This is a genomic window from Streptomyces sp. NPDC002176 (assembly GCF_044903645.1).
Lineage (GTDB): Bacteria > Actinomycetota > Actinomycetes > Streptomycetales > Streptomycetaceae > Streptomyces.
In genome coordinates, this window is sequence record NZ_JBJDQW010000005.1 from 266059 (window position 1) to 291763 (window position 25705).

Sequence of the window (25705 nt, forward strand, 5' to 3'; positions counted from 1 at the left end):
CAGGGGCCGCCGAAGTCCTCCTGGCCGTCAGCCTTACGCGAGGCGTGCCGTCTGAGCCGCCGTCACCGTACGCACCATCAGCGCCCCCGCCACGGCCGCGCCCGCCACGGCCAGGTCGGCCGCCAGCAGCGGGCCGATCCCGGAGTAGGCGCGGGCGATGACGGAGTCGGTGTTCCCCTGCTGGAGGACACCGCCGAGCAGACCGGCCAGCCACAGCCCCCACCACACGTTGACCACGAACGGCAGCCGCTGCTCCGGAGCGCTCGCCCGGTAGGCGTCGGCCACGATGCCGCGCGGGAACCAGAGGTTCACCACCGGCACCACCCAGCCCAGGTACACCCAGATCCCCGCGTACTTCGGCGGGCGTCCCGACAGCGCGCGGGCGTTGTCCCGGACCCGCCCCAGCCACATCAGGAAGGCCGCCGCGCACAGCAGGGTGAGCACGGAACCGGCCGCGCTCACCAGGTGGTACGAGTTCTCCAGGGCGTTGAGCGGGCGGTGCACCCCGCCGCCCTGGTCCGGGACCCCGGAGGCGGGCTCGCCCGCGCTGTACAGCCGCACCTCCCACACCGCCCGCGCCAGCCAGCCCGCCCCGGTCAGCAGCAGGGCGCCGGAGGCCAGCCGGGCGAGGGCGTCCGAGGCCCGCGGGTCGGGGGGCGCGGGAGGAGTCTCGAGAACGTCGTCCATGGTCACGGACCCCATCCTCGCCCGGCCAACTGGCCGGACACCAGGGGCTGTCGAGCCAGAGAAGGCCAGGGGACCCGGACAGGAGGCCGGTGCCGCGCGGGAGAGCGTCGCGGCACCGGCCCGTTCGGGGAGGCGGCGGTCAGAAGGCCGTACGGCCCTCCGGGTGCCAGGTCGCCAGCGCCCAGATGATGAAGAAGTCGATCGCGATCAGGATCAGCGACCAGATCGGGGCGTAGGGCAGGAACAGGAACTGGAGGATCAGGCCCAGCGAGGTGATCACGATGCCGACCACCCGCGCCCAGGCCGCTCCCATCAGCACCCCGGCCCCGGTCGCCACCACGATCACACCGGCCACCAGCAGAATCCAGCCCCAGCCGGTCAGGTTGATCTTGTAGACGTAGGCGTTGATCCGGGCGTACACGTCGTCCGCGGCGATCGCCGAGATGCCCTGGAAGATGTGGAGGATGCCGTTCACCAGCATCAGCACACCCGCGAAGACCGCGCCTCCCTCGGCCAGCCCGCTGTGTGGGGCGCGCGCCGACTGCGTCTGCTGGGTCATGGCCGTTACCTCCGACGTCTCGTCCCCCGTGAACCCCTGGTGGGGTCGTAGGTACGACGATCCGGTGAGCGGCGCCCGGCGACCACGGGTGCTAGGCCGAACGGGTGACGCCCCGGCGCGGTCCGGGGGGCCTCACGCCATCCAGAAGAACACCGCCGTCATCCGCTTCTCCGCCAGCGTGCGGCCGGTGTACGCGGTCGCGCTGTGCACCAGGTTGGCCTGGTAGAGCAGCAGCCGGTTGGCGCGGTGCGGGACACGGACGTCCTCCTCGAAGGCGTCGGGGGCGACGAAGCGGGTGCCGAGGGCGTCGACCAGGTTGGTGTGCGGGGCCTGGACGACATTGCCGCCGAGCCGTCCGCCGGGCAGCGCCTGGCGGTAGAAGCTGGTGCCGCAGGACTTCGGCACGGCGGGGTTGAGGTAGAGCACGGCCGCGTACCGGCACAGCGCGCGCGAGTCGGTGTGCGGGCGGGGCTCGCTCTCGCCCTCGCCGACGACCTGGACGCAGTTGTGGTTGAGGGTGCCGCCGCCGGGCGCCCGCTGCACCCACAGCTCCCGCGCGCCGGTCGCCTTCTTCACCAGCCTTTCCACACGCGCCAGTTCACCTGGTTCGAGGCCGGGCATCGCCCGCAGTCCGGGCCAGGTCTCCGAGGTGTACGGGTACCCCTCGGCCCAGTCCTCCTTGGCGAGGCACCGCTCGCGCACCGCGTCGGCGTCGGGCAGGGCGTCGTCCAGGACCCAGTAGTCACGGCCCTCGGTGGGCTTGCGGTAGGGAAGCACGGGGAGGGCCGCGGGCGGTCTCGGCTGTGGGGGCATGCGGCGAAATCTAGGCCGGTGACCTGGGCCACTTCGCCCGAAGGACGGTCAACCTCTGGCCAACGTCCGCTCATACACTGGTTGTTCGCGGGTCAAGGGCGCCCGCGCGGCACGCTCGGGAAACCGGCGCGGAAAATTTGCCTCGGCTGTCGAGACGAAACGTCTCCGCGCCCGTACTGCTGTGTGTCTGAACCGCCTGTCGGCGGAACCACGACCGGGCAGGAGGAACAGTGCGCTTTTCGCGGAACGCGACGGGAACTCTCTTCGTGGGCGGTGCCATGGCACTGACCCTCGCGGCGCTGGCCTATCCGGGCATGCTCGGACTGGACACCGTCTCCACCGCGCAGACCCGCATCATCGCCAACACGCAGTGGGGTCCGCTCACCGAGCAGGACCGGGACTTCGTGGTGAAGGTGCGCGCGGCCGGGCTGTGGGAGTACCCGCTCGGGCAGATCGGGCTCCAGAAGGGCGCCTCCCCGGGGGTCAAGGAGGCCAGCAAGCACCTGGTCGACGGGCACGCGGCGCTGGACGCGTCCTGCCGCAAGATCGCGCCGATGCTGAACATCACGATCCCCAACGTGGCGAGCCCCCAGCAGGAGGGGTTCGTGGTTCAGTTGAAGGGCGAGACCGGCAAGGCGTTCGACACCGACTTCGCCAACATCCTGCGGATGACGCACGGTTCGATCTTCAACGCCATCGCGAAGATCCGGTCCACCACCAAGAACTCGCTGATCCGCTCGCTGGCCGACCAGGCCAACGACACCGTGCTGGACCACATGACGGTGATGGAGAAGACCGGCCTGGTCGACTTCGACCAGACCATCTTCAACCAGACCACCCCGCCCAAGCTGCCCTCGGACAACCTGACGCCGCCCGCGCCGGACCCCGGCCAGCCGCAGGTCGTGCTCACCCCGCCGCCGAACGCCACCTCGACCCCGCTGGCCATCCCCGGCGAGCCGGGCGCGAACAGCACCCGCGAGGACCCGGCCCCGGCCCAGCCGAACCCCAGCCCGACGATCGGCTAGCCCAGCCAGACCGTGGTGTCCGGCGGGAGGATGTCCGGCTCGGCCAACGGCACGCTGGACAGCAGGAGTTCGCCCGCCGGGCGGGCGACCGGCTCGGTGGTGAGGTTGGTCAGGCAGCGCCAGCCGGGGGCGCGGGTGAAGTCCAGGACGTCGGGCGGTGATCCGGGCGTCCAGGTCAGCTCCTCGCCCTGGAGCAGCTTGCGGCGCAGCCGGAGCGCGGTGCGGTACAGCTCCAGCGTGGAGCCCTCGGTACCGGACTGCGCCTCGACGGCGTACTGGGCGAACGACTCCGGCTGCGGCAGCCACGCCGGGCCCGGCCCGAAGCCGTACGAGGGTCCGGTACTCGTCCACGGCAGGGGTACGCGGCTGCCGTCCCGGCCCTTACGGGTGTACCCCGACTGCTCCCAGACCGGGTCGCGCAGGGCCTCGGCGGGCAGGTCGGCGACCTCGGGCAGGCCCAGTTCCTCGCCCTGGTAGAGGTAGGCCGAGCCGGGCAGCGCCAGCATCAGCAGGGTCGCGGCGCGGGCCCGGCGCAGTCCGGCACCGGGGTCGGTCGCGGGGTCGGTGCCGCCCGAGCGCAGCCAGGCGTCCAGGTCGGTGCCGGGCGGCAGGACCAGCCGGGAGGCGTGCCGGACCACGTCGTGGTTGGAGAGCACCCAGGTGGCCGAGGCGCCGACGGTGTGCGCCTCCGCGAGGGAGGCGGTGATGGCGCGGCGCAGCCGGTCCGCGTCCCAACCCGTCTCCAGATATTCGAAGTTGAACGCCTGGCCGAGTTCGTCCGGGCGGGCGTACAGGGCGCGCCGGGTGTCCGGGACCCAGGCTTCGGCGACGGCGGTGCGGGGCGGGTCGTAGGTGTCCAGCAGGGTGCGCCAGTCGCGGTAGATCTCGTGCACCTCGTCCCGGTCCCAGTAGGGGTGGCTGCCGGGGGCGAGCAGGGGCAGCGCCTCCTCGCCGGTGGCGCCGATGCCCCCGACGTCCCGTAGGGGTTCGGTGAGGTCCTTGGCCAGGCCGTGGGCGACGTCCACGCGGAAGCCGTCCACGCCCCGGTCGGACCAGAAGCGCAGGGTGGTGCGGAAGTCCGCGCGGACCTCGGGGTGCGACCAGTCGAGGTCGGGCTGCTCGGGGGCGAACAGGTGCAGATACCAGTCGCCGTCCGGGACGCGGCGCCAGGCGCTGCCGCCGAACACGGACTGCCAGTCGGTGGGCGGGAGTTCGCCGTACGTACCCCTTCCCGGGCGGAAGACGTAGCGGGCGCGGGCCGCCGAGCCGGGCGCGGAGAGCAGGGCCTGCTGGAACCAGGGGTGGCGGTGCGAGGTGTGGTTGGGGACGAGGTCGACGACGACCTTCAGGCCCAGCCGGTGGGCCTCCGCCACCAGGGCGTCGAAGTCGTCCAGGGTGCCCAGGCGCGGGTCGACGCCCCGGTGGTCGGCGACGTCGTAGCCGCCGTCGGCCAGTTCGGAGGGGTAGAAGGGGCTGAGCCACAGGGCGTCGACGCCGAGGGTGGCCAGGTGGTCCAGGCGGGCGGTGACGCCCGCGAGGTCGCCCAGGCCGTCGCCGTCGGCGTCCGCGAAGCTGCGGGGATAGACCTGGTAGATGACGGCCTGCCGCCACCAGTCGGGGTTCCTGGACGAGAGGTCCGCCATGCGGGCTCCGTTCACATCGAGGTCTCGGCAGAAGGCTGTCCAGACCGCCCGGCGCGTGAAACCCGGGTCAGGCCCGCTCCACCGTCTTCAGGTACAGGTCGACATACCGGGCCACGTCGACATCGAGCGCCACGTCCACCAGGGGGCGGGCGCGGGCGCCCTCGTGGATCTCGGACTCGCCGGGGCGGTGGCGCAGGTCCACGATGGTCTGGCCGCGGGCCGGGCCGGGGGCGAGGCTGACCTCGACCGGGAGCGGGCGGGTGGTGAGCCCGGCCGGGTCGGCGACCGCGCAGACCGCGCCCGCGTCACCGAGACCGCCCGCCTCCTCGTCGTCCGGGGTGGTGCCGGGGGCGCTGGGGCGGTGGGACAGCAGGTCACCGGCGAGCTTCGCGCCGGGCTCGGTGGAGGCGCGCAGGCGGCGGACCTCGGTGCCGGGGACGACGACCCGGCTGAACACGTCCAGGCCGTACATCGTGATCGGCACGTCCGCGGTGAGCAGGATCGCGGCCGCCTCCGGGTCGTGCCAGACGTTGAACTCCGCGACCGGGGTGGCGTTGCCGACGCCGACCGCGCCGCCCATGAACACGATGCGCTCGATGTTGCGCGTCACCTCCGGGTGGGTGCGCAGCAGCAGGGCGATGTTGGTCAGGGGCGCGGTGGGGATCAGGGTCACCGGGCGCGGGGAGGCGAGGATCTCCCGGTGCAGCAGGGTGACGGCGTCCAGGGCGGCCGGGGCGCGGGTGGGAGCGGGCAGGCCGAGGTCGCCCATGCCGTCGCTGCCGTGGACGTGGCGGGCCGAGCGGGCGGGCTCCAGCAGCGGGCGTTCGGCGCCGCGGGCCACCGGGATGTCGGGGGCACCGGCCCGCTCCAGCACGGTGAGGGTGTTGCGGACCACGCCGTCCACATCGGTGTTCCCGGCCACGCAGGTCACCGCGCGCAGGTCGAGTCCGGGGTGGCGGACGGCGAGGAGCAGGGCCAGGGCGTCGTCGACGCCGGTGTCGCAGTCGATGATCACAGGCACCACGGGCTGCACGGCGGCCTCCTGCCGGGCGTCGCTGCGTACGGACGCCTCGACCCTAAGGGAGCGTCCGGCCCCCGGTCCTGATGCCCTCACCCGAACGGACCGGAGCGCTGGTGGCCCGTGATCGCCGGTGGTGCCGTAGGAGCAGGCAGCGGCCGGACCGACCAGGAGGCACACCCGATGACCGGAGGCATACGTACCCGCGGCGCCCGTGTGCTCCTGCCGCTAGGCGGACTGCTCGCGCTGAGCGGCTGCGCGACCCTCGGTCTTGAGCATCCGCCGACCGCGACGTACTCCCTGCCGACGGTCGAGAAGCCCTCGCCCAGCGCCAAGGCCCCGGCCGCCGGGGGGTCCGCGCTCACCGACGCGCAGGCGCAGGCGGCGCTGGTCACCGAGTCCGACCTCGGCTCGCCGTGGGCGGCGGCGGGCGGGATCGCGACCTGGCGGGACGGCATGCTGAAGGCGACGTCCGAGGTGGCGGACTGCCAGCGGCTGCTGGACGCGCTCTACTCCGACCAGGTGCTCGGCGCCCCCGCCCGCGTCGCCGTCGCCCTGGACGACCCCGGCTCCGCGGCCCAGCTGCGCTACCAGATCGGCGCCCGCCGCCCCTCCGACGTGGACGCCGACCTGAAGTGGCTGAGCGAGATGCCGGCCAAGTGCGCCCGCTTCACCGCCACCACCCAGACCGGCTGGACCGAGGACGTCCAGGTCTCCGACCTCCCCCTCCCCGAGGTCGGCGACAAACGCCAGGGCCTCCGCGTCACCCTCACCGCCACCGACCCGGAGAACCCCGACGCCGACGAGCAGGACCTGACCCTGGAGCTTGCCGCCGTCCGGGTCGGCGAGGACGCCTTCGCCCTCACCAACGGCGGCCAGGGCGACGTCCCGAACGACGCGACCCAGGCGGCGGTCCAGATCGGCGCGCTGCGCCTGGCGGACGTACGACGGCAGGGGCGGGCGCAGGTCTAGAACGGCGGACCCGCCGGGGCCGGGACCACCTCCGGCACGCCCCGCTCCGGCACCCCCGCGCCTCCCCAACTCCCTTGGTACCTCTTGTCGTTCGGGTCCCGCAGCCTTAGGTTGAACGGCGGCTCAAGTCCGCTTGACTCGTCGCTGATGTTGCGAGGTCGCCGTGCCAGGACGAACCCCCGCCCCCGTCGCACGCCCCCACGCGCCCGCCCGCAACCGGCTCCGCCCGGCGGCCGCCACCCCGCTCGCCAGAGGCGTCGCCGCGGCCGTGGTGGCCGTCGCCGCCCTCGTCACCGCCGCCAACGCGGGACCCGCCCGCGCCTCGGACGCCGCCCCGGAGCCGGTCGCCCGGCACGCCCAGCGCTGAACCCGCACCGCACCGGTACCGGACGACACCCGCCGGGCCCGGCACGCACCGCGCAACCACCAACAACCCATGCGCGCAAGGGGGTTTCCAGAACAAGCACGGGTAAAACCCACCCCAAGCCGGGGCGCCGATCGCCCCAAACCCCCTCAATAGACCGGTTGTACGGGTGTGGAATATCTCACCGTCAACAGTTGACAGTGGACCACGCCATTAGGGTGAGCGCGATCCGGCCAGGCCCACGCCCTCGCGCGCACCGCCCGGCCGCTGAACGGGGAGCTGTTTTCGGTGGCCGGGGTCGGGGCCAGGGGCGGAAGGCACGGGGGATGACGGGTAGCAGCCTGCGCGCGAAGGACACCGGGACACCGGACAGCACGGCCGAAACCACACGGCCACCCAGGAGACGGGCGTCGCGCGTGCTGCGCTGGACCGCGCTCGCCCTGGCCCTGCTCCTGCTCGGCACCGCCACCGCCGGGTACCTCTACTACCGGCATCTCAACGGCAACCTCGCCAAGGCCCCGCTCAACCTCGGCGACAGCCCGAACCCCTCGGCCACCCCGGACGCGGCGGGCCGTACCCCGCTGAACATCCTGCTGATCGGCTCGGACAGCCGGAACACCGCCGACGACCTCGAACTCGGCGGGTCCAGAGGCGATGTGGGGCGCCCGCCGCTGGCCGACGTGCAGATGCTGCTGCATGTGTCGGCGGACCGGAACGACATGTCGGTGATCAGCCTGCCCCGCGACACCATGATCCCGATCCCGAAGTGCACCGACCCCGTCACCAAGAAGGTGTACCCGGAGCTGAGCCTGGCGATGGCGAACGAGTCGCTCGGCCGGGGCGGCCCCGGCTGCACGGTCGCCACCTGGATGCGGCTCACCGGCATCCCCGTCGACCACTTCATGATGGTCGACTTCTCCGGGGTGGTCGCCATGGCCGATGCCATCGGGGGCGTCCCGGTCTGCGTGGAGCAGAACGTCTACTCGCACACCGCGAACGGCCACGGCTCCGGGCTCAAGCTGAAGGCGGGCACCACCCCGGTCAAGGGCAAGCAGGCCCTGCAGTGGCTGCGCACCCGCTACGGCTTCGAGGACGGCACCGACGTCGGCCGCACCCACGCCCAGCACATGTACATGAACTCGATGGTCCGCCAGCTGCGCGCCGACGCCACCCTCGGCAACCCGGCCGAGATGCGCAGGCTCGCGGAGGCGGCGACGAGCGCGCTCACCGTCGACGACGGGCTCGGCACGGTCAAGAAGCTGTACGACCTGACGACGGAGCTCCAGAAGGTGCCCACCGAGCGGATCACCATGACCACGCTGCCCACCACCCCCTGGGCGCAGGACAACAACCGCCTGGTGCCCGCCGCCGAGGACGCCGACAAGCTCGTCTCCATGGTCCGCGACGACGTCGCGCTGGACGGCCGCGACACCGGGAAGCCGAAGCCGAAGGAGACCGACCCGGCCGCGCCCGCCGCCGAGATCACCGTCCGGGTCCAGGGCGGCACCGGAGCGGGCCTGGAGTCCCCCGCGCCCGACCGCGCCGGGGCCGTCGCCGGGCTGCTGCGCGACCGCGGCTTCACCCGGGCCACCACCGACCGGGCGGCCGCCACCGAGCCCGGCACCTCCGTCCTCTACTCCGGCACCACCCTGCGGGGTGACGCCCTGGCCGTCGCCGAGGCGCTGGACATCCCCGCCGCCCGGGTCCGCGAGGTGGACGACGCGCGGGACGTGACCCTCGTCGTCGGCGCCGACTGGCCCTCCGGCGACCGCTTCCCGGAGCCGGCCAAGCGCGAGGTCCCGAAGTCGGCGGCCGTCCTCGGCGGCGCCAAGACCGACGCCTGCATGAAGATCCAGGAGGGCTACACCTGGTGAAACACCGGCCGCCCGGCCCGGATCTCGCTACGATCCCCTGCTCATGGACGTGCTCACGGGACACGAGATGGTCGACATCCCACCCGGCAGGGTGACGCTGTCGGACCGGCGGACCCAGCGCAGCTGGCCGGTCGAGCTCCAGCCCTACCGGCTCGCGGCCTGTCCGGTCACCCAGACGCTGTACGCGCGGGTCACCGGCCGACGGCCCAGCACCTCCGTCGGGAGCCGACTGCCCGTCGAAAGCGTCTCCTGGTGGGACGCGGTGCGGTTCTGCAACGCGCTGTCCCTGCGCGACGGCCTGACCCCCGCGTACCGCCTCACCGACGACACCGAGGACGTCGAGTGGGACCGCTCCGCCGACGGATACCGCCTGCCCAGCGAGGCCGAGTGGGAGCACGCCTGCCGGGCGGGCACCCCCGGCCCGCGGTACGGGGACCTCGAGGAGATCGCCTGGTACCGCGGCAACTCGGGCGAACGCGTCCACCAGGTGGGGGAGAAGCGCCCCAACGCCTGGGGCCTGTACGACATGCTCGGCAACGTCTGGGACTGGTGCTGGGACGTCTACGACGCCGAGGTCTACGGCGGTTACCGGGTGCTCCGCGGCGGCGGCTGGTTCGACGAGCACTGGAGCTGCCGCGCCTCGGCCCGGCGCCGCAGCCACCCCACCTTCCAGGTCGACGACGTGGGGTTCCGCGTCGCACGCTCCGGCACCTGACGTCAGCCGGACCCGAGCTGCTCCAGCCGGGCCCGCACATCGCCCAGGGCACCCTCCCGGCTCCCCGGCACCCGCAGCCTCAACTCCACCAGCCGCACGCCAAGTTCGCGAGCCCGCTCCGGGTCCTCGATACGGCCCCACTGGTGGTGGGCGCGGTCGGCGGCGGACTCCACGGCAGGGGCGTCCGGGGCGTGGCCCGAGGCCAGGCGGAACCCGGCCACGCCCAGCCAGGCGCGGCAGCTGCGCACCGGGTCGCCCGCGAACATCGCCAGGTCGGCCCGGACCTCCGCCCAGTGCAGGGCGTCCTCGGAGGCGGGACCGTGCTCGCGTACCGCCGCCTCCTGGTGCCGGGCGGCCAGCCGGTCGGCCTCGGCGTGCCGCCCGGCCCGCACGGCGGCGCTCAGCGCGGCGTGCGGATCACCGGCGTCGGGCGCGGTGAGCACCAGGTTCGACGGCAGCTCGCCCGCGATCCGGTCCAGCGCCCGCCGGTGCAGCTCGGCGAGCGGCGGCCGCTGCCCGCCCCGCAGCAGCACCGCCACCGCCCGCATGTACGTCGGCTCCGCGATCCTGCGCCACCCCGGCGGCGGCGCGATCCGGCCGTGCACGACCGCCGTACGGCCCGAGTCCAGCGGCCGTCCGGCCAGGTCCGCCCAGGTCTCGGCGTCCGCGTGCAGGTCCAGCAGCAGCTGCGTGGTGCCGACCGGGCGCAGCCGCAGCTCGTCCCTGAGCCAGTGCCAGGGCAGCGCGGTGTAGCGGGCGGTGGCCGGGGTGGTGCGGGCCAGCGCGAGATGGGGCAGCCGCTGGCGCCGGTCCAGCAGCAGCTGCCCGGTGACGTACACCGTCAGCGGGCCGGACGCGGCGGCGGCCGCGCGCAGCCGGGTCAGCACGCCCTGCGGGTCGACGGGGTCGGCGAGTTCGACCACGTGCGCGGTGTCGGTGCCCGCCAGTACGGACGGCGCGACGGCGCCCAGCACCGGCAGCACGGACGCCGCGTCCACCAGGCGGCCACGGCCCAGCGGCGCGGCCGCGAGCAGCAGCACGGTTCCGGGCATCGCGCCTCCCCCAAGGTTCGCCGGACAGGATCTCCGGGCAGGTCAGCACCGTAACTCCGGGGACGGCCGTGCGGGGCTCAGGACGGCGAAGGTCGCCCGGTCGTGGACGCGGGCTCGGGTGCGGGCGCCGCCCCGGGCTCCGGCAGCCGCCGTACGGCGAAGACGGTGGTGTCGTCGCCGAGGCGACCGCGGGTGTGCCGCAGCACCCCCTCGCGGACCCGGCGCACCAGCCGCCGGGGCGCGGCCCGCCCGGGGTCGGCGGCCACCGCCCGCGACACGTCGAGCAGCAGCGGGTAGAACTCACCGGCGCGGTCGCGGGCCTCGGTCACACCGTCCGTCACCATCAGCAGCGTCTCGTCCCGCCCCAGCCGCTCCCGGCAGGCGGGCTCCGCCTCCTCCCCGCCGGGTGCCAGGTCCGCCGTGAGGTCGCCGAAGCCGATCGGCAGCCGCTCCCCGCCGGGCAGCGGGCGCACCCCGCGCGGGCCCACGGCGAGCGGCGGATCGTGCCCGAAGTTGATCATCTCGACCACGTCCGGGGCGTCCTCGGGGAAACCGAGCAGCAACGCGGTGGCGAACCGGTCCCCGTCGTACTGGCCGAGCGCGGCGGTGTGGCCCCGGTGGCGGCACATCCGCACCTCCAGCCGGTCGGCGACGGTCTCCAGGTCGGGCTCGTGGTAGGCCGCCTCCCGGAAGGTGCCGAGCAGCGCGGCCGCCGTCTCCACCGCGCCGAGCCCCTTGCCCTGCACGTCCCCCAGCAGCACCCGGGTGCCGTGCGGGCTGGGCTGGATGTCGTAGAAGTCGCCGCCCACCCGCGCGTCCACGTCGGCGGCCAGATACACGCCCGCGTGCTCCAGACCGGCCCAGTTCGGCGGCAGCGGGCGCAGCACCGTACGGCGGGTGGTCTCGGCGATGTCCCTCATGTGCAGGCCCTGCCGCTCCCGGCGCACCCGCACCACGGACGCGATCACCGCGAGCGCGCCGCCGAACGCCAGCAGCACGAAGTCGGCGGTGCCCGCCCGGTACCGCTCGGGGAAGGCGGTGTCCACGGCGAGGTAGGTGACGAGGGACAGCAGGGCGAACGTGATGGTCGCGCCGACCCCGCAGATCGCGGCGGCGATGCTCGGCACCAGGATGATCCAGGAGACGACGCGGAACTTCTCCCCGGTCCGGAAGTCCACCAGCACGATGGCCGCCAGCAGCACCAGCGGCACCAGCCAGGCCGCGCCCCGGCCGAAGATCCGCCGCTGTTCGCGGCGGCCCCGGTACTCCATCTCGGTCACGAGCCCCATCTCCGTCCCGAGACCGCGCGAAGGTCGCGGCGGGCCGCCGTCCTCGGACACCTCCAGGGGAACCAGAGGAACCTCCAGGGGAACCAGAGGAACACGGACCGATCCCGGCCGCATCCGGGCCCCGTCACCCACCCGGCCGAGTTGCCGGGCCGTCGCCGCAGGTGTGCCCTGGAAGGCGGGGCCGGCGACGGCCCGAAGCGGCGAGACGCCGAGAAGAGAGGAGCGCTCTCATGGCTCACGCGGCACCCGCGCCCGGCGCGCTGCCCCGAGGCGGCCGCAAGGACGCCCCGGCCACGATCAACCTGCCCCCCGACATCTTCGACGCCCGCACCCACCGCATGGCCAGGGTCGCGGTACCGGTGCTGCTGGCGCTGGTCTACGGCTACTGGGCGGCTGCCAACCGGCGCGGCGGCGGCCCCGTCACCGGCTGGAACCTGCTCTTCGGGTTCCTCACCGCGCTGGTCTTCGCGGTCGTGTTCTTCGCCGTGCTGACCGTCGCGCCCCGGCTGCGCCGCGAACTGCACGCCCTGCTGTGGGCGGTGTTCATCGGCGTGTCCTTCGGCTTCCTCTACAACCAGGCGGGCGCCTCCCTGGTCCGCTCGGTGGGCATCCCGCTGCTGGTGGCAGCGGTGACGTTCATCGTGTGCTTCTACCGCTTCTACACCCGCGAGGACGGCGTCGGACACCGCGTGCACTGACGCGTGCGCTGAGGGAGGCCCGTCCCCCGAACGCACCACCACCGCTCGCGCCGCACGGCCGCCGGGACTTGCCTGGAGGGGTGCACCCCCGCCTCAGGAGTGCCCTGTCGGCCGTGCTGATCGCCCTGTCCTGCCTCCTCGTGCCCTTCGGCGCGCTGGCGGCCTGGGCGGCGTACACGCTGACCGACACGGGCCGGTACGTCACCACGATGGCACCGCTCGCCGCCGACCCGGCCGTGCGGGACGCCGTCGCGGAGACGGTCGGCGACGGCATCCTGCGCGCGGTGGACCAGCGCGCGGACATGACCCCCGTACACGGGTCGGTGGGCCCCTTCGTCCGGGACGCGGTGCGCTCCTTCACCCACACCCGCGCCTTCCGGCTCGCCTGGGACACCGGCAACCGGGTCACCCACGACGCGGTGCTGCGCGCGCTGCGCGAGGACGCCCCGACGGGCGGCGCCCCCCGCGCGGTCACCGTCGACCTGGCCCCGGTCACCGCCCAGGTCAAGGCGCAGCTCACCGAGGACCACATACCGCTCGCCGCCCGCATCCCGGTCCGCCACACCGAGGTGCCGGTGCTCCCGGCGGGCGAGCTGACCCGGTACCGCAAGGGATTCCACATGCTCGAAGTCGCCGGTCTGTGGCTGCCGGTGGCAGCCGTCGTGTTCGCCGCCGCCGGGATCGCGCTGGCCGTGCGCCGCCGCCGCGCGGTGGTCGCCACCGCGCTGGGCACCGCCCTGGGCGGCGCCCTGCTCGGCCTCGCCCTCACCGCGGGCCGCGCCCTCACCCTGGCCGACCTCCCGGCCGACGTGCCGCACCCGGTCGCGGGCGCGGTCTACGACGCCCTCACCTCCGGGCTGCGCACCGTCTCCTGGCTGCTGTTGGTGCTGGGCCTGGCGGTGGCGCTGACGGCGTGGCTGACCCGGCGGCGCTCCGCCCGGCGCCGGGGAGCGGGAGGCGGGAAGTCGGCCGGGTCACCTACCCGGACAAGCGCCCGGGTCTGAGGGGCGGCCAACCGTTCGGCCGGGCGGGCCGGTTGAGGGTGGGCACCCCCGGACCGGACATAATGGGCGCATGCCCCGAGAGTTCCCCATCGGCCTCACCCCGCCCGACTGGCTGGTCCGGAACTTCCGCCCGCAGCAGGCACCCGTCAACTGGGCCGCGGTCGCGCGAGCCTCCGTCGCGATGGCGCTGCCGCTCGCGATCGGGTTCGCAACCGGACGGCCCGCGCTCGGCGCGCTCGCCTCCATGGGCGCCCTGAACGGTGTCATCGGCGACACCGCCGACGCCTACCGGATGCGCGTCATCACCATCGCCGTCCCCCAGCTCACCGGCGCCGTCGGCGTCATCCTCGGCCAGCTGGTCTTCGGGCAGGGCTGGTACGCCGTCGCCGTGGTCACCGGGGTCGCGCTGGTCTCCGGGATGATCTCGACCATCGGCGCGGTGGCCTCCGTGTCGGGGCTGCTGCTCCTGCTCAACTGCGTGGTCGGGGCCGGGCTCCCGCTGCCCCACCCCTGGTGGCTGGCGCCGCTGCTGATGACCGGGGGCGGCCTGCTGGTGCTGGCCCTCGCCCTGCTGGCGTGGCCGCTGCGGGCCGGGGTGCCCGAGCGGGCGTCGGTGGCGGGCGCCTACCGCAGGGTGGCCGACCTGCTGGACGACGCCTGCGACGACGACCGCTACATCGGCGCCCGCTTCGACGTCACCCGCTCACTGAACCAGGCGTACGACCTGATCCTCGGCCACCGCGCCCGTCACCACGGCCGCAGCGAGGAACTCACGCGCCTCCTGGCCCAGTTGAACGCCATCACCCCGGTCGTCGAGGCCGCCCCCGCCGTCCATCTCACCGGCCGCCCGCTGCCCCCGCAGATCCCCGAGGCGGTGCGCGAGCTGGCCCGCGCCGTCGAGACCGGCGACACGGCGGGCCTGCGGCTGGCGAGACTCCCCCTCGCCCTCACCGAGACCGAACGCGCCGTCGACCACGCCCTGCGGCACCTCGCCGAGGTGGTCACCTCGCCCTCGGTGGACCCACGCGGCATCGACGAACGCACCGTCGCCCTCCACCTCCGCATCGCCCGCACCGCCCGGGACGCGATGCTGTCCGCGGGCTCCTGGCGCTACGGGCTCCGCCTCGCCGTCTGCATCGGCATCGCGCAGGCCCTCGTCTCCCTCGTGGCGGTCCCCCGGTCCTACTGGGTCGCGCTGACCATCACCTTCGTCCTCAAGCCCGACTTCGGCTCGGTCTTCTCCCGCGCCCTGCTGCGCGCGCTCGGCACGGTGGTGGGGCTGGTGATCGCGGCGGCGGTCCTTGCGGAGGTGCCGATCGGCTGGTGGGACGTCCCGGTGATGCTGCTGCTCGCGCCGCTCGTCCCGGCGCTCACCCCGCGCGGCTACGGCTTCCAAACGGCCGCCATCACCCCGGTGATCCTCCTGCTCTCCGACATCCTCAACCGCCAGGGCACCGGCCTGCTGCTGCCCCGACTGCTGGACTCCCTGATGGGCTGCGCGATCGCCCTGGTCGCGGGCTACCTCCTCTGGCCGGAGAGCTGGCACACCCGCGTCGGCGACCGGCTCGCGGACGCGGTCGAGGACACGGCGACGTACGTAGGCACAGCGTTCGGCACCGACCCGCACCCGGACCCCGCCCACCGCACCCGGATGCGCCGCCGCCTCTACCGCGACCTGTCCACCATCCGGACGGAATTCCAGCGCGCGCTGACCGAACCGCCGCCCACCGGACGGCGCGCCGCGGCATGGTGGCCGCTGGTGGTCGCCGTGGAACGGATCGTCGACGCGACGACAGCGGCCCGCGTCCGCGTCCACCACGGCGCACCCCCTCCGTCCCCGGCGGAAGTGCGTCAAGTAATGCTCCAACTCGGTGAATTGGCGGAGGGCGTCCGCGAGGCCGACACCCTCACCGCCGTCCCCACCCACCTCACCGGCCCGGCGGGCAGCGTGCTGGAACCGGTACGACAAGAAGTGGCGGCCGCGAGAGCCATCGCCACACCACACTGACGGGCCGCTAACCTAACGTGGCCGTCCTGGCCAGGGATCTACGGCGACAACTCACGCGAAGGGGTGCGCACATGGGCATTCTCAGTCTCCTGCGGAACGCGTTCGGCCGAGGACGCAAAGGGCGTCCCGACGACGCGGAGACTGCGGACCAACTCCCGACCCCCCGCCAGGAACACGACCTGGTAACAGCGGCATTCGACACCCCACGGGTCCCGGCACAGGGGGCTGTACGGGAGGGTTCGGAGCCGCCGAAGACGGACACCGGGTCCGCACCGGAGACCCCGGCCGAGGTGAAGTCACCGAAGGCGGACGGCACGGCAGCGCCGGAGGCGGATGACGCCACCGCGCCGGAGACGGCGGCGCCGAAGGCGGAGACCGCGCCCGCGCCGACGTCGCCTGAGACGGAGACCCCGGCCGCGCCGGAAGCCCCGAGCGAGACGGAGACGCCGGAGCCGAAGACCGCGCCCGCGTCGGAGACCCCGGCGTCGGTGGAGTCGGCGGACACCGCGACCGCGTCGGAGACGGCAGCGCCGAAGTCCGCGCCCGCGCCGGAAGCCCCCGCCACGGCGGAGACGGAGACCGCGCCCACAGCGGAAGCTCCGGTCGCCGCGGAGCCCGAGGCCCCGCAGGACAAGGCGGAGGCCGAGACGGCCGAGGCTCCGGAGGAGAAAGCTGCGGAGCCGGACCCCCTGGCCACGGCGGCCCCGGAGATCGAGCCCCTGATGATGGAGCCCGCCATCATCGACGCGGACCCGGAGGTCGTGGTCCCCCAGCAGCGCACCGAGCCCCTAGCGGAGGCCGAGGCGGAGCACGACCAGCCGGCGATCCCCGAGCAGTCCACGGAACCGCCCGCCGACGCCCTGACGGAACCGGAGACAGCGGAGCCCACCCCGGCAGCGGAGGCCGAGGTCGAGGCGAAGCCCACACCGGAGCCCGAAACCACCACGGCCGCCGACGCGGGCACCGAAGCCAAGCCGAAGGCCGAGGCAAAGACCCCCGCAGAGCCCGAGCCGGACATCGACGCCAAGCCGAAGGCGGAGGTCGAGCCGAAGCCGACGGCCGAGCCCAAGGCGAAGGCCCCCACCGAGCCCGAGGCAAAGCCCGAGCCGAAGCCCGAACCGGTCGCCGACGCCAAGCCGAAGGCCGAGGCGAGCCCCGAGCTGGATGCCGAGGCGAAGGTCGAGGCCAAGCCCGAGGCGAAGGTCGAGCCCGAGGCGAAGGTCGAGCCTGAGCCCAAGCCGGAGCCTGAGCCCAAGCCGGAGGCGAAGGCCGAGCCGGAGGCGAAGGCCGAGCCGGAGGCGAAGGCCGCCACCACCCCCACCCCCGAGGCCGCCGACGCCCCCGCACCCCCGCAGGCGGCACCCGCACCCGACAACGCATCCCGCACGGGTGGTGCGGGTGGGAACACGACCGAGGCCGAGGGCGAAGCCGAGGCCGAGGCCGAGGCCGAGCCGCTCACCGCAACCCCCTCCCTCACCACCGCCCACACCGCCGCAGCAGCAACCCTCACCAAGACCAACCTCACCACCCAAGCAGCGAAGCTCTACCTCGTACTCGACCGCTCCGCGAGCATGCGCCCGTACTACAAGGACGGCTCCGCCCAGGCCCTGGCCGACCAGACCCTCGCCCTCGCGGCCCACCTGGACAAGGACCCGACCGTCCACGTCGTCTTCTTCTCCACCGAGGTCGACGGCACGACGGACCTCACCCTCACCGAGGACCACACCACCAAGATCGACGAGACGCACGCGTCGCTGGGCCGCATGGGCCGCACCAGCTACCACGCCGCCGTGGAAGCCGTACTCGCCCACCACGACAAGCACCACACCCCCGAGGACGACGTCCTGGTCGTGTTCCAGACGGACGGCGCCCCCGACGCCAAGACCCCCGCCACCCAGGCCCTCACGAACGCCGCGAAGACCCACCCCAAGGTCTTCTTCTCCTTCGTCGCCTTCGGTGACCTGGACAACAAGGCGTTCGACTACCTCCGCAAGCTCAAGTCGGACAACACGTCCTTCTTCCACGCGGGCCCGACCCCCCGCGAGCTGACGGACACCGAGCTCTACGAGGGCGTACTCGCCACCTGGCGCCCGTAACCCCCGTCCCATCCCCGATGCCGCCCGCGTCCCACCCCGTAAAACGGGAGGCGGGCGGCATACACACGTCGGCTACGATTTCAAGGTTCGTACCCGTAGCGACCTGGGAGCAGCCCCCGATGGCTCGACACCTCATCACCAGCGCCCTTCCGTACATCAACGGGATCAAGCACCTGGGCAACATGGTGGGGTCCATGCTCCCGGCGGACGTGTACTCCCGGTACCTCCGCCAGCGCGGCCACGACGTCCTGTACATCTGCGCGACCGACGAGCACGGCACCCCCGCCGAGCTGGCCGCGAAGGAGCGGGGCCTGCCGGTGGACGAGTTCTGCGCGCAGGCGCACGACGCGCAGAAGGCGGTGTACGACGGCTTCGCGCTGGCCTTCGACTACTTCGGCCGCAGCTCCTCCGCCGAGAACCGCGACATCACCCAGCACTTCGCCCGGAAGCTGAACGAGAACGGCTTCATCGAGGAGCGGGCGATCCGCCAGGTCTACTCGCCCACCGACGGCCGCTTCCTCCCGGACCGCTATGTCGAGGGCACCTGCCCGCACTGCGGCTACGACAAGGCCCGCGGCGACCAGTGCGAGAACTGCACCCGCGTGCTGGACCCGACCGACCTGATCGAGCCGCGCAGCGCGATCTCCGGCTCCACGGACCTGGAGGTGCGCGAGACCAAGCACCTCTTCCTCCTCCAGTCCAAGCTGCAGCACGAGGTCGAGGAGTGGGTGGCCCGGCACGAGCAGGACTGGCCGCAGCTGGCGTCCTCCATCGCCCGCAAGTGGCTGACCGAGGGCCTGCACGACCGCGCGATCACCCGTGACCTGGACTGGGGCGTGCCGGTCCCGGCCGACACCTGGCCGGAGCTGGCCGCCGAGGGCAAGGTCTTCTACGTCTGGTTCGACGCGCCGGTGGAGTACATCGGAGCGACGAAGGAGTGGGCGGACCAGAACCCGGCGGACCGGGACTGGAAGTCCTGGTGGTACGAGGCGGACGACACCGTCCGCTACACCCAGTTCATGGCGAAGGACAACGTCCCGTTCCACACGGTGATGTTCCCGGCGACCGAGCTGGGTGTGCGGGAGCCGTGGAAGAAGGTCGACTACGTCAAGGCGTTCAACTGGCTGACGTACTACGGCGGCAAGTTCTCCACCTCGCAGAAGCGGGGCGTCTTCACCGACCAGGCCCTGGACATCCTGCCCGCGGACTACTGGCGCTACTTCCTGATCGCCAACGCCCCCGAGTCGGACGACTCGTCGTTCACCTGGGAGCACTTCACGGCCACGGTCAACAAGGACCTGGCGGACACGCTGGGCAACTTCGTCAACCGCGTCCTCTCCTTCTCCCGCAAGCGCTTCGGCGACGAGGTCCCGGCGGGCGGCGAGCCCGGCGAGGCGGAGACGCGCCTCGGCGAGGAGATCGCCTCGCTGCTGGCGGAGTACGAGACCCAGATGGAGGCGCTCCAGTTCCGCAAGGCGGCCTCCGCCCTGCGCGCCCTGTGGTCGGCCGGAAACTCCTACCTGGAGGAGAAGGCCCCCTGGCTGGAGATCAAGACCGACAAGGACGCGGCGGCCCTCACCCTCCGCACCGCGATGAACCTGATCCACCTCTACGCGGTCGTCTCCGAACCCTTCATCCCGTCCTCCTCGGCAGCAATGCGAGCGGCGTTCTCCCTCCCGGACGACACCGCCACCTGGATCACCCCGGAAGAAGCCCGCACCCTCACCACCCTCCAGCCGGGCATCCCCTTCACCGTCCCCCCGGTCCTCTTCGCCAAGCTCACGGACGAAGACCTGGAGACGTACAAGGAACGCTTCGGCGGCACGGACGCCTGAGAGTCGGTCCGACCTGGTTCGGTCTGGCAGAGTACGGGTGCCGTGAGCATCCTTGGGTCCCATCAGCGCCTCTTGGGCGATGTCGTCAGTGCGGGGAGTCCGTATGGGCTCGTGCTCGCTGGGGGGTATGCGCTGGAGGCGCACGGGGTGGTGGGGCGGGGGCATGGGAATCTCGACTTCGCCACGGAGAGTCCCGAGGCGATGGAGCGCATCGCCCGGGGGCTCGGCGGGGCGCTGGAGGCGCGGGGGCGGACGGTGCGGACCGGTGCCGTCGGCGCGCTCACCGCTCAACTCGTCGTCGGTGATCCGCGGAGCGGGGAGGACGTCGATCTCGCGCTGCACAAGGAAGCCTTCTGGCAGCCGTCCGAGCTGACCGTGTACGGGCCCGCTCTCTCGCTCGCGGACGCCGTCGGGACGAAGATCCGGGCGCTGTACGACCGGGGAGCGGCCGTTGATCTGGTCGACGCGCGGGCCGCGGCCGAGCGGTTCTCGCTGCCGGAGCTGGAGGAGCTGGGCCGTCGGCACGCCTACGACGTCTTCGACCTGCCCACCCTTCAGTCCCGCCTGACCGGCACGGACTTCTACTCCGACTTCGAGTTCCGCCGTTACGGGCTTACCCGTGAAGAGGTGGGCCCGCTGCGCGCCTGGGCCCAGCACTGGTCCGACGACATCGGTGAGCGGCTGCTGGAGGACGGCGCCGAACCGGAATAGAGAAGGCCCGGCTCCCTCGAGGAGCCGGGCCTTCTCGTACGTACCGCTGACTTACTTCGGCTGCGGCTTCCTGATGTTCAGGTGCAGCTCGCGCAGGCGGGACTCGTCCAGCTCGGTGGGGGCGCCCATCATGAGGTCCTGGGCGTTGCCGTTGAGCGGGAAGGCGATGGTCTCGCGGATGTTCGGCTCGTCGGCGAGGAGCATGACGATGCGGTCCACGCCGGGGGCGATGCCACCGTGCGGCGGGGCGCCGAAGCGCAGCGCGCGCAGCATGCCCGCGAACTCGCGCTCCGTGGTGTCACGGTCGTAGCCCGCGATCTCGAACGCCTTGAGCATGATCTCGGGCTCGTGGTTCCGGATCGCGCCGGAGGACAGCTCGACGCCGTTGCAGACGATGTCGTACTGCCAGGCCAGGATGTCCAGCGGGTCCTGGTTCTCCAGCGCGTCCATGCCGCCCTGCGGCATCGAGAACGGGTTGTGCGAGAAGTCGATCTTCCCGGTCTCCTCGTCCTTCTCGTACATCGGGAAGTCGACGATCCAGCAGAACCGGAAGACGTCCTCCTCGAAGTGACCCGAGCGCTTGGCCGTCTCGACCCGGACCGCGCCCATGATCTTGGAGACCTCGTCGAACTCGCCCGCGCCGAAGAACACCGCGTGGCCGGGGGCCAGCGAGAGCCGCTTGGTCAGCTCCGCCACGTTCTCCTCGGTGAGGAACTTGGCGATCGGGCCGGACAGCGTGCCGTCCTCGCCGACGCGGACCCAGGCCAGGCCCTTCGCGCCCTGCGAGACGGCGTAGTCACCGAGCTGGTCGAAGAACTTGCGGGACTGGTCCTGCACGCCCGGCACCGGCAGCGCACGCACGTGCTTGCCCGCGAACGCCTTGAACTCCGAGCCCTCGAAGATGTCGGTGATGTCGACCAGTTCGAGCTGCGCGCGCAGATCGGGCTTGTCCGACCCGTACTTCAGCATCGACTCGCGGAACGGGATGCGCGGGAACGGGGAGGTGACCTGACGGCCGCCGCCGAACTCCGTGAACAGCTCCGTCATCAGCTTCTCGATCGGCTGGAAGACGTCCTCCTGCTCGACGAAGCTCATCTCGACGTCGAGCTGGTAGAACTCGCCCGGCGAACGGTCGGCGCGGGCGTCCTCGTCGCGGAAGCAGGGCGCGATCTGGAAGTACCGGTCGAAGCCGGAGATCATCAGCAGCTGCTTGAACTGCTGCGGCGCCTGCGGCAGGGCGTAGAAGCGGCCCGCGTGCAGCCGGGACGGCACGACGAAGTCGCGGGCGCCCTCGGGGGAGGTGGCCGTCAGGATCGGCGTGGCCAGCTCGTTGAAGCCGAGGGTGTTCATCTTCGAACGGATCGAGGAAATGACCTGGGTGCGCAGCATGATGTTGCGGTGCATGCGCTCACGGCGCAGGTCCAGGAAGCGGTACTCCAGGCGCCGCTCCTCGTTGACCCCGTCCTCGGCGTTGATCGTGAAGGGCAGCGGGGCGGCGGCGCCCAGCAGCTCGACCTCCGCGACCTCGACCTCGATCTCACCGGTGGGCAGGTCGGGGTTCACGTTCTCGGTTCCACGTGAAACAACGCGGCCGTCGATCCGGACCGTGGACTCCTTGGAGATGGAGTCCAGCGCCTCGTACGCGGGGGTGCCGGGACGGGCGACGAGCTGCGTGATGCCGTAGTGGTCACGCAGATCGATGAAGAGGATGCCGCCCAGGTCGCGCCGATTGTGCAGCCAGCCACTCAGCCGGACGTCGGTACCGACGTCGGAGGCGCGGAGCTGGCCGCAGGTGTGGGACCTGTACCGATGCATCGTCGTTCATCGTCCTTCGTTGGGGTTCTTCGCCGGAAGTGTGCTCTCCTCCGGCCAGAACGGGCACGGGGCCCGGACCCATCAAGGGTACCGGGCACGCCATGATCGCCTCCCCACCATTACCGTCGGCCGATCTACGGTGGCAGGGGAGGGGACGAGCTTCTTAAAGTGGGGCAATGCGCACAGGCGAGCCACTGCCGTCCGTGGGGGACGTCCTCGTGTCCCTCGCCACCGGTCTCTGGCAGTGGGACACGGCCACGGAGCTGGTCACCGTGGACGCGGAGGCGGCGCGGCTGCTGGGGCTGCCCGCCCGCCCCACCACCCTCACCGAGAACCAGGCCCGCGCCCGGATGCACCCCTCCGACTGGCACGAGATCACCGGGGTCATCCCGCTCGCCGTGGCCCGCGGCACGCTCGCCGAGGTGCGCATCCGGGTCGTGGACGCGGACGGCCGCACCGTCCGGGTGGTGCGCAGCCGCTCCAAGCCCGCCTACGACCGGGAACGGCGGGCGTACGAACTGGTCGGCACTCTTCAGGAGGTCATCGAGCCGGCGCCGGGCACGTCCTCGGCGCGCAGCGCGATCACCGGGGACTGGCGGCGCTCCCGCGAGGCGTTCCTGCTGGACGCGGGCCGGGCGCTGGCCGAGGCGCGGTCGACGGCGGAGGTGCTGCGGGTCGCGGCCACGCTGTCGATGCCGGGCTTCTCCCCGGACGGGCTCGCGGTGTTCGGTGTGGAGGGCGACCGGCTGACGATCATCGGCCACCACGGTTACCTCCCCGGCGACGACGGCCCCTTCACCCAGATGCCGCTGACCACGGACTATCCGGCCGCCGAGGTGGTCCGTACCGGCCAGGCGGTCTATCTCTCCACCCCCGGCGAGTACCGGGACCGCTATCCGACCACCTGGCCGCTGGCCGAGCGGTTCGGGCGCTGCTCGTGGGCGTTCCTGCCGCTGACGCTGGGCGGGCGGACGCGGGGCGCGTGGATGGCGGCGTTCAGCGACCGGGTGGCGTTCACCCCGGACGAGCGGGCGGTGCTGACCACGGTCGCGCGGATGCTGGCCCAGGCGCTGACCCGGGCGGGCGACGCGGAGACCCAGCGGGAGCTGTCGGAGGGGCTCCAGCGCTCCATGCTGCCCTCGCTGATCCCGGAGATCCCCGGCATGGACGTGGCCTCGCGCTACATCCCGACCGGCGGCGGCCTCCAGGTCGGCGGCGACTGGTACGACATGATCCCGCTGCCCGGCGGGGTGTCCCCGACCACCGCCCAGGGCGGCCGGTTCGCGCTGGTCATCGGGGACGTGCAGGGGCACGACGTACGGGCGGCGGGTCTGATGGGCCAGCTGCGGATCGCGCTGCGGGCGTACGCGGCCGAGGGGCACCGCCCGGACGCCGTGCTCTCCCGCGCCTCCCGCTTCCTGCACGGGATCACGCACGACGAGCAGCTGACCGACCTTCGCTTCGCCACCTGTCTGTACGCGGAGGCCGACCCGGCGACCGGCCGTCTGGAGGTGGCCCGCGCCGGGCATCCGGAGCCGGTGATCCGGCTGGCCGACGGCACGGTGGTGCTGCGGCCCACGGCGGGCGGGCTGCCGCTGGGCGTCGACCCGGACGGGGACTATCCGACGACCCGGTTCACGCTGGAGCCCGGCGAGACGATGATGCTGTGCACCGACGGCCTGATCGAGACCGGCGGCCACGACATGGAGAGCGGCTGGCGCCGCCTCCGCGCCATCCTGGAGCAGTTCGGCGCCAAGGAGTCGGAGCGCGAGAACGGTCTGGAGGGGCTCGCGGACGCGCTGGTGCAGGGGGTGCACGGGCCCTCCTCGCACCACACCACCGGCCCGCTGACCGACCGCCGCGAGGACGACATCGCGCTGCTCCTGCTGTTCCGGTCCGGGGAGAGCTGGGGGCTCAGCGACGGCCCGGCGGCCACGGCCCGGACGCGGGTGCGCAGCACCCTGCTGTCGGTGGCGCAGGACGAGCCGGAGCGGATCGCGGAGGCCCGCCAGCATCTGCGCGAGCTGCTGCACGACTGGGCCCCGGCCGAGCAGGTGGACGCGGCGGTGCTGCTGATCTCCGAGATGATCACCAATGTGCTGGTGCACACCGACGACGACGCGCTGCTGCTCGCGGAGATCTTCGGCGAGCACGGGGACCGGCGGCTGCGCGTCCAGGTCACCGACGGCGGCGACGACCTCCCGCACAAGCGCCGCCCCGGCGAACTGGCCTCCTCCGGCCGCGGCCTGATGCTGATCGAGATGCTCGCCGACGCCTGGGGGGTCGAGCCGCGCGGCGAGGGCAAGAGCATCTGGTTCGAGCTGTACGAGCGTCCGGAGGGAGAGGGGGGCGGCTAAGGCTGTTCGTGCGGGGTGCCGTAGCGCTCGCGGAGTTCCTGGACGACGCCGAAGACGGCCGCGGTCAGCGGGACCGCGAGGAGCATGCCGAGGATGCCCGCGACGGAGGCTCCGGCGGTGATCGTCAGCATCACCACCGCCGGGTGCATCTGCACGGTGCGGCTCTGGATGGCCGGCTGGAGTACGTGCCCCTCCAGCACCTGGACCGCGAGGACCACGCCGAGCGCCCAGAGCGCGATCACGAAACCCCGGTCCGCGAGGGCGACCAGGACGGCGACCGCGCCGGAGAGGAAGGCGCCGAGATAGGGGATGTAGGCGGCGACGAAGACGAGCGCGCCCAGCCCCACCGCGCCGGGCACGCGCAGGATCAGCAGGCCGACGGTGATGCAGACGGCGTCGATGAGCGCGATGATCGTCGTCCCGCGCATGAACCCCTCGACCGCCTCGAAGGCCCGGCGGGCCATGGCCTCCACGACGTCGGCGGTACCGGCCGGGGCGAAGCCGCGCAGGGAGCGCAGGGCGCGCTGGGAGTCGCGCAGGAAGAAGAAGACGAGCAGCAGGGCGAGTACGGCGATGGCGATGGACTCGCCTACGACGCTGACTCCGCTGATGACGTTGGAGACGGCGGTGCCGCCGAACTTGCCCAGTAGTTGACGGGCGTTGCCCGCGAGGTCGTCCAGGCCGGTACCGGCGGCGCCGAAGTGCCGGGCGATGGCCTTGGCGGCGTCCCGCAGCGAGGCCACGATCTCGTCGCCGGTGTCCACGAGGGCGGCGACCACGATGTAGACCGCCCCGCCGACCACCGCCACGACCGCGACGCAGGTCAGCGCGGCGGCGATGCTGGCGTTCAGCTTCATCTTCAGCAGCCAGCGGTACAGCGGGCCCAGCAGGGCGGTGCCGAGGAGGGCGAGCAGTACGGGGGTGACGGCGGTGCGCAGCTCCCCGCAGAGCCGGATGCCGACCCAGCCCAGCCCTGCGGCCAGCAGCAGTACGGCACACCAGGCGGCGAAGCGGCGTACGGGTACGGGGAGAAGCTGCACGCTTCCAGCGGAGCACGCCGTGGGTTCGGGTGCCCTGCTGGGCGGGCCGGGTGGGTGAGTGGACCGGTACCTGGGTGCTGTCCCAGGGGGCTCCCGCCCCCTGGACCCCCGGCCTATGCCCACCCACCAC

21 protein-coding genes are annotated in these 25705 nt (G+C 72.9%); 12 read left to right on the forward strand and 9 right to left on the reverse strand.

The features are described from left to right. Positions 1-33 precede the first annotated feature (33 nt). The 3 genes from ACI2LY_RS24050 to ACI2LY_RS24060 form a co-directional block, all read right to left on the reverse strand. On the reverse strand, positions 34-687 hold the full coding sequence (locus tag ACI2LY_RS24050; protein ID WP_404708976.1) for a DUF4328 domain-containing protein: 654 nt from the start codon (positions 685-687) through the stop codon (positions 34-36). A gap of 139 nt (positions 688-826) precedes the next feature. Next, positions 827-1246: a hypothetical protein gene (locus ACI2LY_RS24055; protein WP_389003973.1), complete on the reverse strand. Its 420-nt coding sequence runs from the start codon at positions 1244-1246 to the stop codon at positions 827-829. A 132-nt stretch (positions 1247-1378) separates the two neighbouring features. After that, positions 1379-2059: a DUF6445 family protein gene (locus tag ACI2LY_RS24060; RefSeq protein WP_404708977.1), complete on the reverse strand. Its 681-nt coding sequence runs from the start codon at positions 2057-2059 to the stop codon at positions 1379-1381. A gap of 278 nt (positions 2060-2337) precedes the next feature. On the opposite strand from ACI2LY_RS24060, the gene ACI2LY_RS24065 reads away from it, so the two are divergent. Further along, a complete protein-coding gene (locus ACI2LY_RS24065) occupies positions 2338-3084 on the forward strand; it encodes a DUF4142 domain-containing protein (RefSeq protein ID WP_389003969.1) in 747 nt (248 codons plus the stop codon). Here the strand turns inward: ACI2LY_RS24065 and ACI2LY_RS24070 are convergent. Both ACI2LY_RS24070 and ACI2LY_RS24075 read right to left on the reverse strand, forming a co-directional pair. Further along, on the reverse strand, positions 3081-4727 hold the full coding sequence (locus ACI2LY_RS24070) for a glycoside hydrolase family 13 protein (protein ID WP_404708978.1): 1647 nt from the start codon (positions 4725-4727) through the stop codon (positions 3081-3083). The genes ACI2LY_RS24065 and ACI2LY_RS24070 overlap by 4 nt on opposite strands. Positions 4728-4794: 67 nt before the next feature. Beyond that, complete coding sequence (locus tag ACI2LY_RS24075; RefSeq protein WP_404708979.1) at positions 4795-5760, reverse strand: nucleoside hydrolase; 966 nt, start codon at positions 5758-5760, stop codon at positions 4795-4797. A gap of 168 nt (positions 5761-5928) precedes the next feature. On the opposite strand from ACI2LY_RS24075, the gene ACI2LY_RS24080 reads away from it, so the two are divergent. From ACI2LY_RS24080 to ACI2LY_RS24095, 4 genes are all read left to right on the forward strand, one after another. Continuing rightward, on the forward strand, positions 5929-6717 hold the full coding sequence (locus ACI2LY_RS24080) for a hypothetical protein (protein WP_404708980.1): 789 nt from the start codon (positions 5929-5931) through the stop codon (positions 6715-6717). Positions 6718-6880: 163 nt separating this feature from the next. After that, positions 6881-7084, forward strand: a complete 204-nt coding sequence (locus tag ACI2LY_RS24085; RefSeq protein ID WP_404708981.1) for a hypothetical protein — start codon at positions 6881-6883, stop codon at positions 7082-7084. A 413-nt stretch (positions 7085-7497) separates the two neighbouring features. Continuing rightward, entirely contained in the window at positions 7498-8955 is a 1458-nt protein-coding gene (locus tag ACI2LY_RS24090; RefSeq protein ID WP_404708982.1) for an LCP family protein, read from the forward strand. Positions 8956-8998: 43 nt separating this feature from the next. Beyond that, on the forward strand, positions 8999-9670 hold the full coding sequence (locus ACI2LY_RS24095; RefSeq protein ID WP_404708983.1) for a formylglycine-generating enzyme family protein: 672 nt from the start codon (positions 8999-9001) through the stop codon (positions 9668-9670). 2 nt (positions 9671-9672) lie between these two features. Here the strand turns inward: ACI2LY_RS24095 and ACI2LY_RS24100 are convergent, their stop codons facing one another. Further along, entirely contained in the window at positions 9673-10722 is a 1050-nt protein-coding gene (locus tag ACI2LY_RS24100) for a hypothetical protein (protein WP_404708984.1), read from the reverse strand. 77 nt (positions 10723-10799) lie between these two features. Then, positions 10800-12011: a PP2C family protein-serine/threonine phosphatase gene (locus ACI2LY_RS24105; protein WP_404708985.1), complete on the reverse strand. Its 1212-nt coding sequence runs from the start codon at positions 12009-12011 to the stop codon at positions 10800-10802. A gap of 230 nt (positions 12012-12241) precedes the next feature. Here ACI2LY_RS24105 and ACI2LY_RS24110 point away from each other — a divergent pair, with 230 nt between their 5' ends. The 6 genes from ACI2LY_RS24110 to ACI2LY_RS24135 all read left to right on the forward strand — a co-directional run bounded on the left by ACI2LY_RS24110 (position 12242) and on the right by ACI2LY_RS24135 (position 20363). Beyond that, on the forward strand, positions 12242-12709 hold the full coding sequence (locus tag ACI2LY_RS24110; protein WP_404708986.1) for a hypothetical protein: 468 nt from the start codon (positions 12242-12244) through the stop codon (positions 12707-12709). Positions 12710-12789: 80 nt separating this feature from the next. Then, positions 12790-13713, forward strand: a complete 924-nt coding sequence (locus ACI2LY_RS24115) for a hypothetical protein (RefSeq protein WP_404708987.1) — start codon at positions 12790-12792, stop codon at positions 13711-13713. 70 nt (positions 13714-13783) lie between these two features. Next, positions 13784-15721, forward strand: coding sequence for an FUSC family protein (locus ACI2LY_RS24120; protein ID WP_404708988.1), 1938 nt, complete (start codon positions 13784-13786; stop codon positions 15719-15721). A gap of 71 nt (positions 15722-15792) precedes the next feature. After that, on the forward strand, positions 15793-17817 hold the full coding sequence (locus ACI2LY_RS24125) for a VWA domain-containing protein (protein ID WP_404708989.1): 2025 nt from the start codon (positions 15793-15795) through the stop codon (positions 17815-17817). Between the two features lie 119 nt (positions 17818-17936). After that, entirely contained in the window at positions 17937-19652 is a 1716-nt protein-coding gene (gene metG, locus ACI2LY_RS24130) for a methionine--tRNA ligase (RefSeq protein WP_404708990.1), read from the forward strand. A 42-nt stretch (positions 19653-19694) separates the two neighbouring features. Continuing rightward, positions 19695-20363, forward strand: a complete 669-nt coding sequence (locus ACI2LY_RS24135) for a hypothetical protein (RefSeq protein ID WP_404708991.1) — start codon at positions 19695-19697, stop codon at positions 20361-20363. A gap of 51 nt (positions 20364-20414) precedes the next feature. Here the strand turns inward: ACI2LY_RS24135 and aspS are convergent, their stop codons facing one another. Further along, positions 20415-22178: an aspartate--tRNA ligase gene (gene aspS / locus ACI2LY_RS24140; RefSeq protein WP_404708992.1), complete on the reverse strand. Its 1764-nt coding sequence runs from the start codon at positions 22176-22178 to the stop codon at positions 20415-20417. Positions 22179-22354: 176 nt separating this feature from the next. Between aspS and ACI2LY_RS24145 the strand changes: the two genes are divergently transcribed. Next, positions 22355-24535 carry a SpoIIE family protein phosphatase gene (locus ACI2LY_RS24145; protein WP_404708993.1) on the forward strand — a complete coding sequence of 727 codons (2181 nt, stop codon included), beginning with the start codon at positions 22355-22357 and terminating at the stop codon, positions 24533-24535. On the opposite strand, the gene ACI2LY_RS24150 is transcribed toward ACI2LY_RS24145, so the two are convergent. Next, a complete protein-coding gene (locus ACI2LY_RS24150) occupies positions 24532-25575 on the reverse strand; it encodes an AI-2E family transporter (protein WP_404708994.1) in 1044 nt (347 codons plus the stop codon). The genes ACI2LY_RS24145 and ACI2LY_RS24150 overlap by 4 nt on opposite strands. Between the last annotated feature and the right edge of the window lie 130 nt (positions 25576-25705).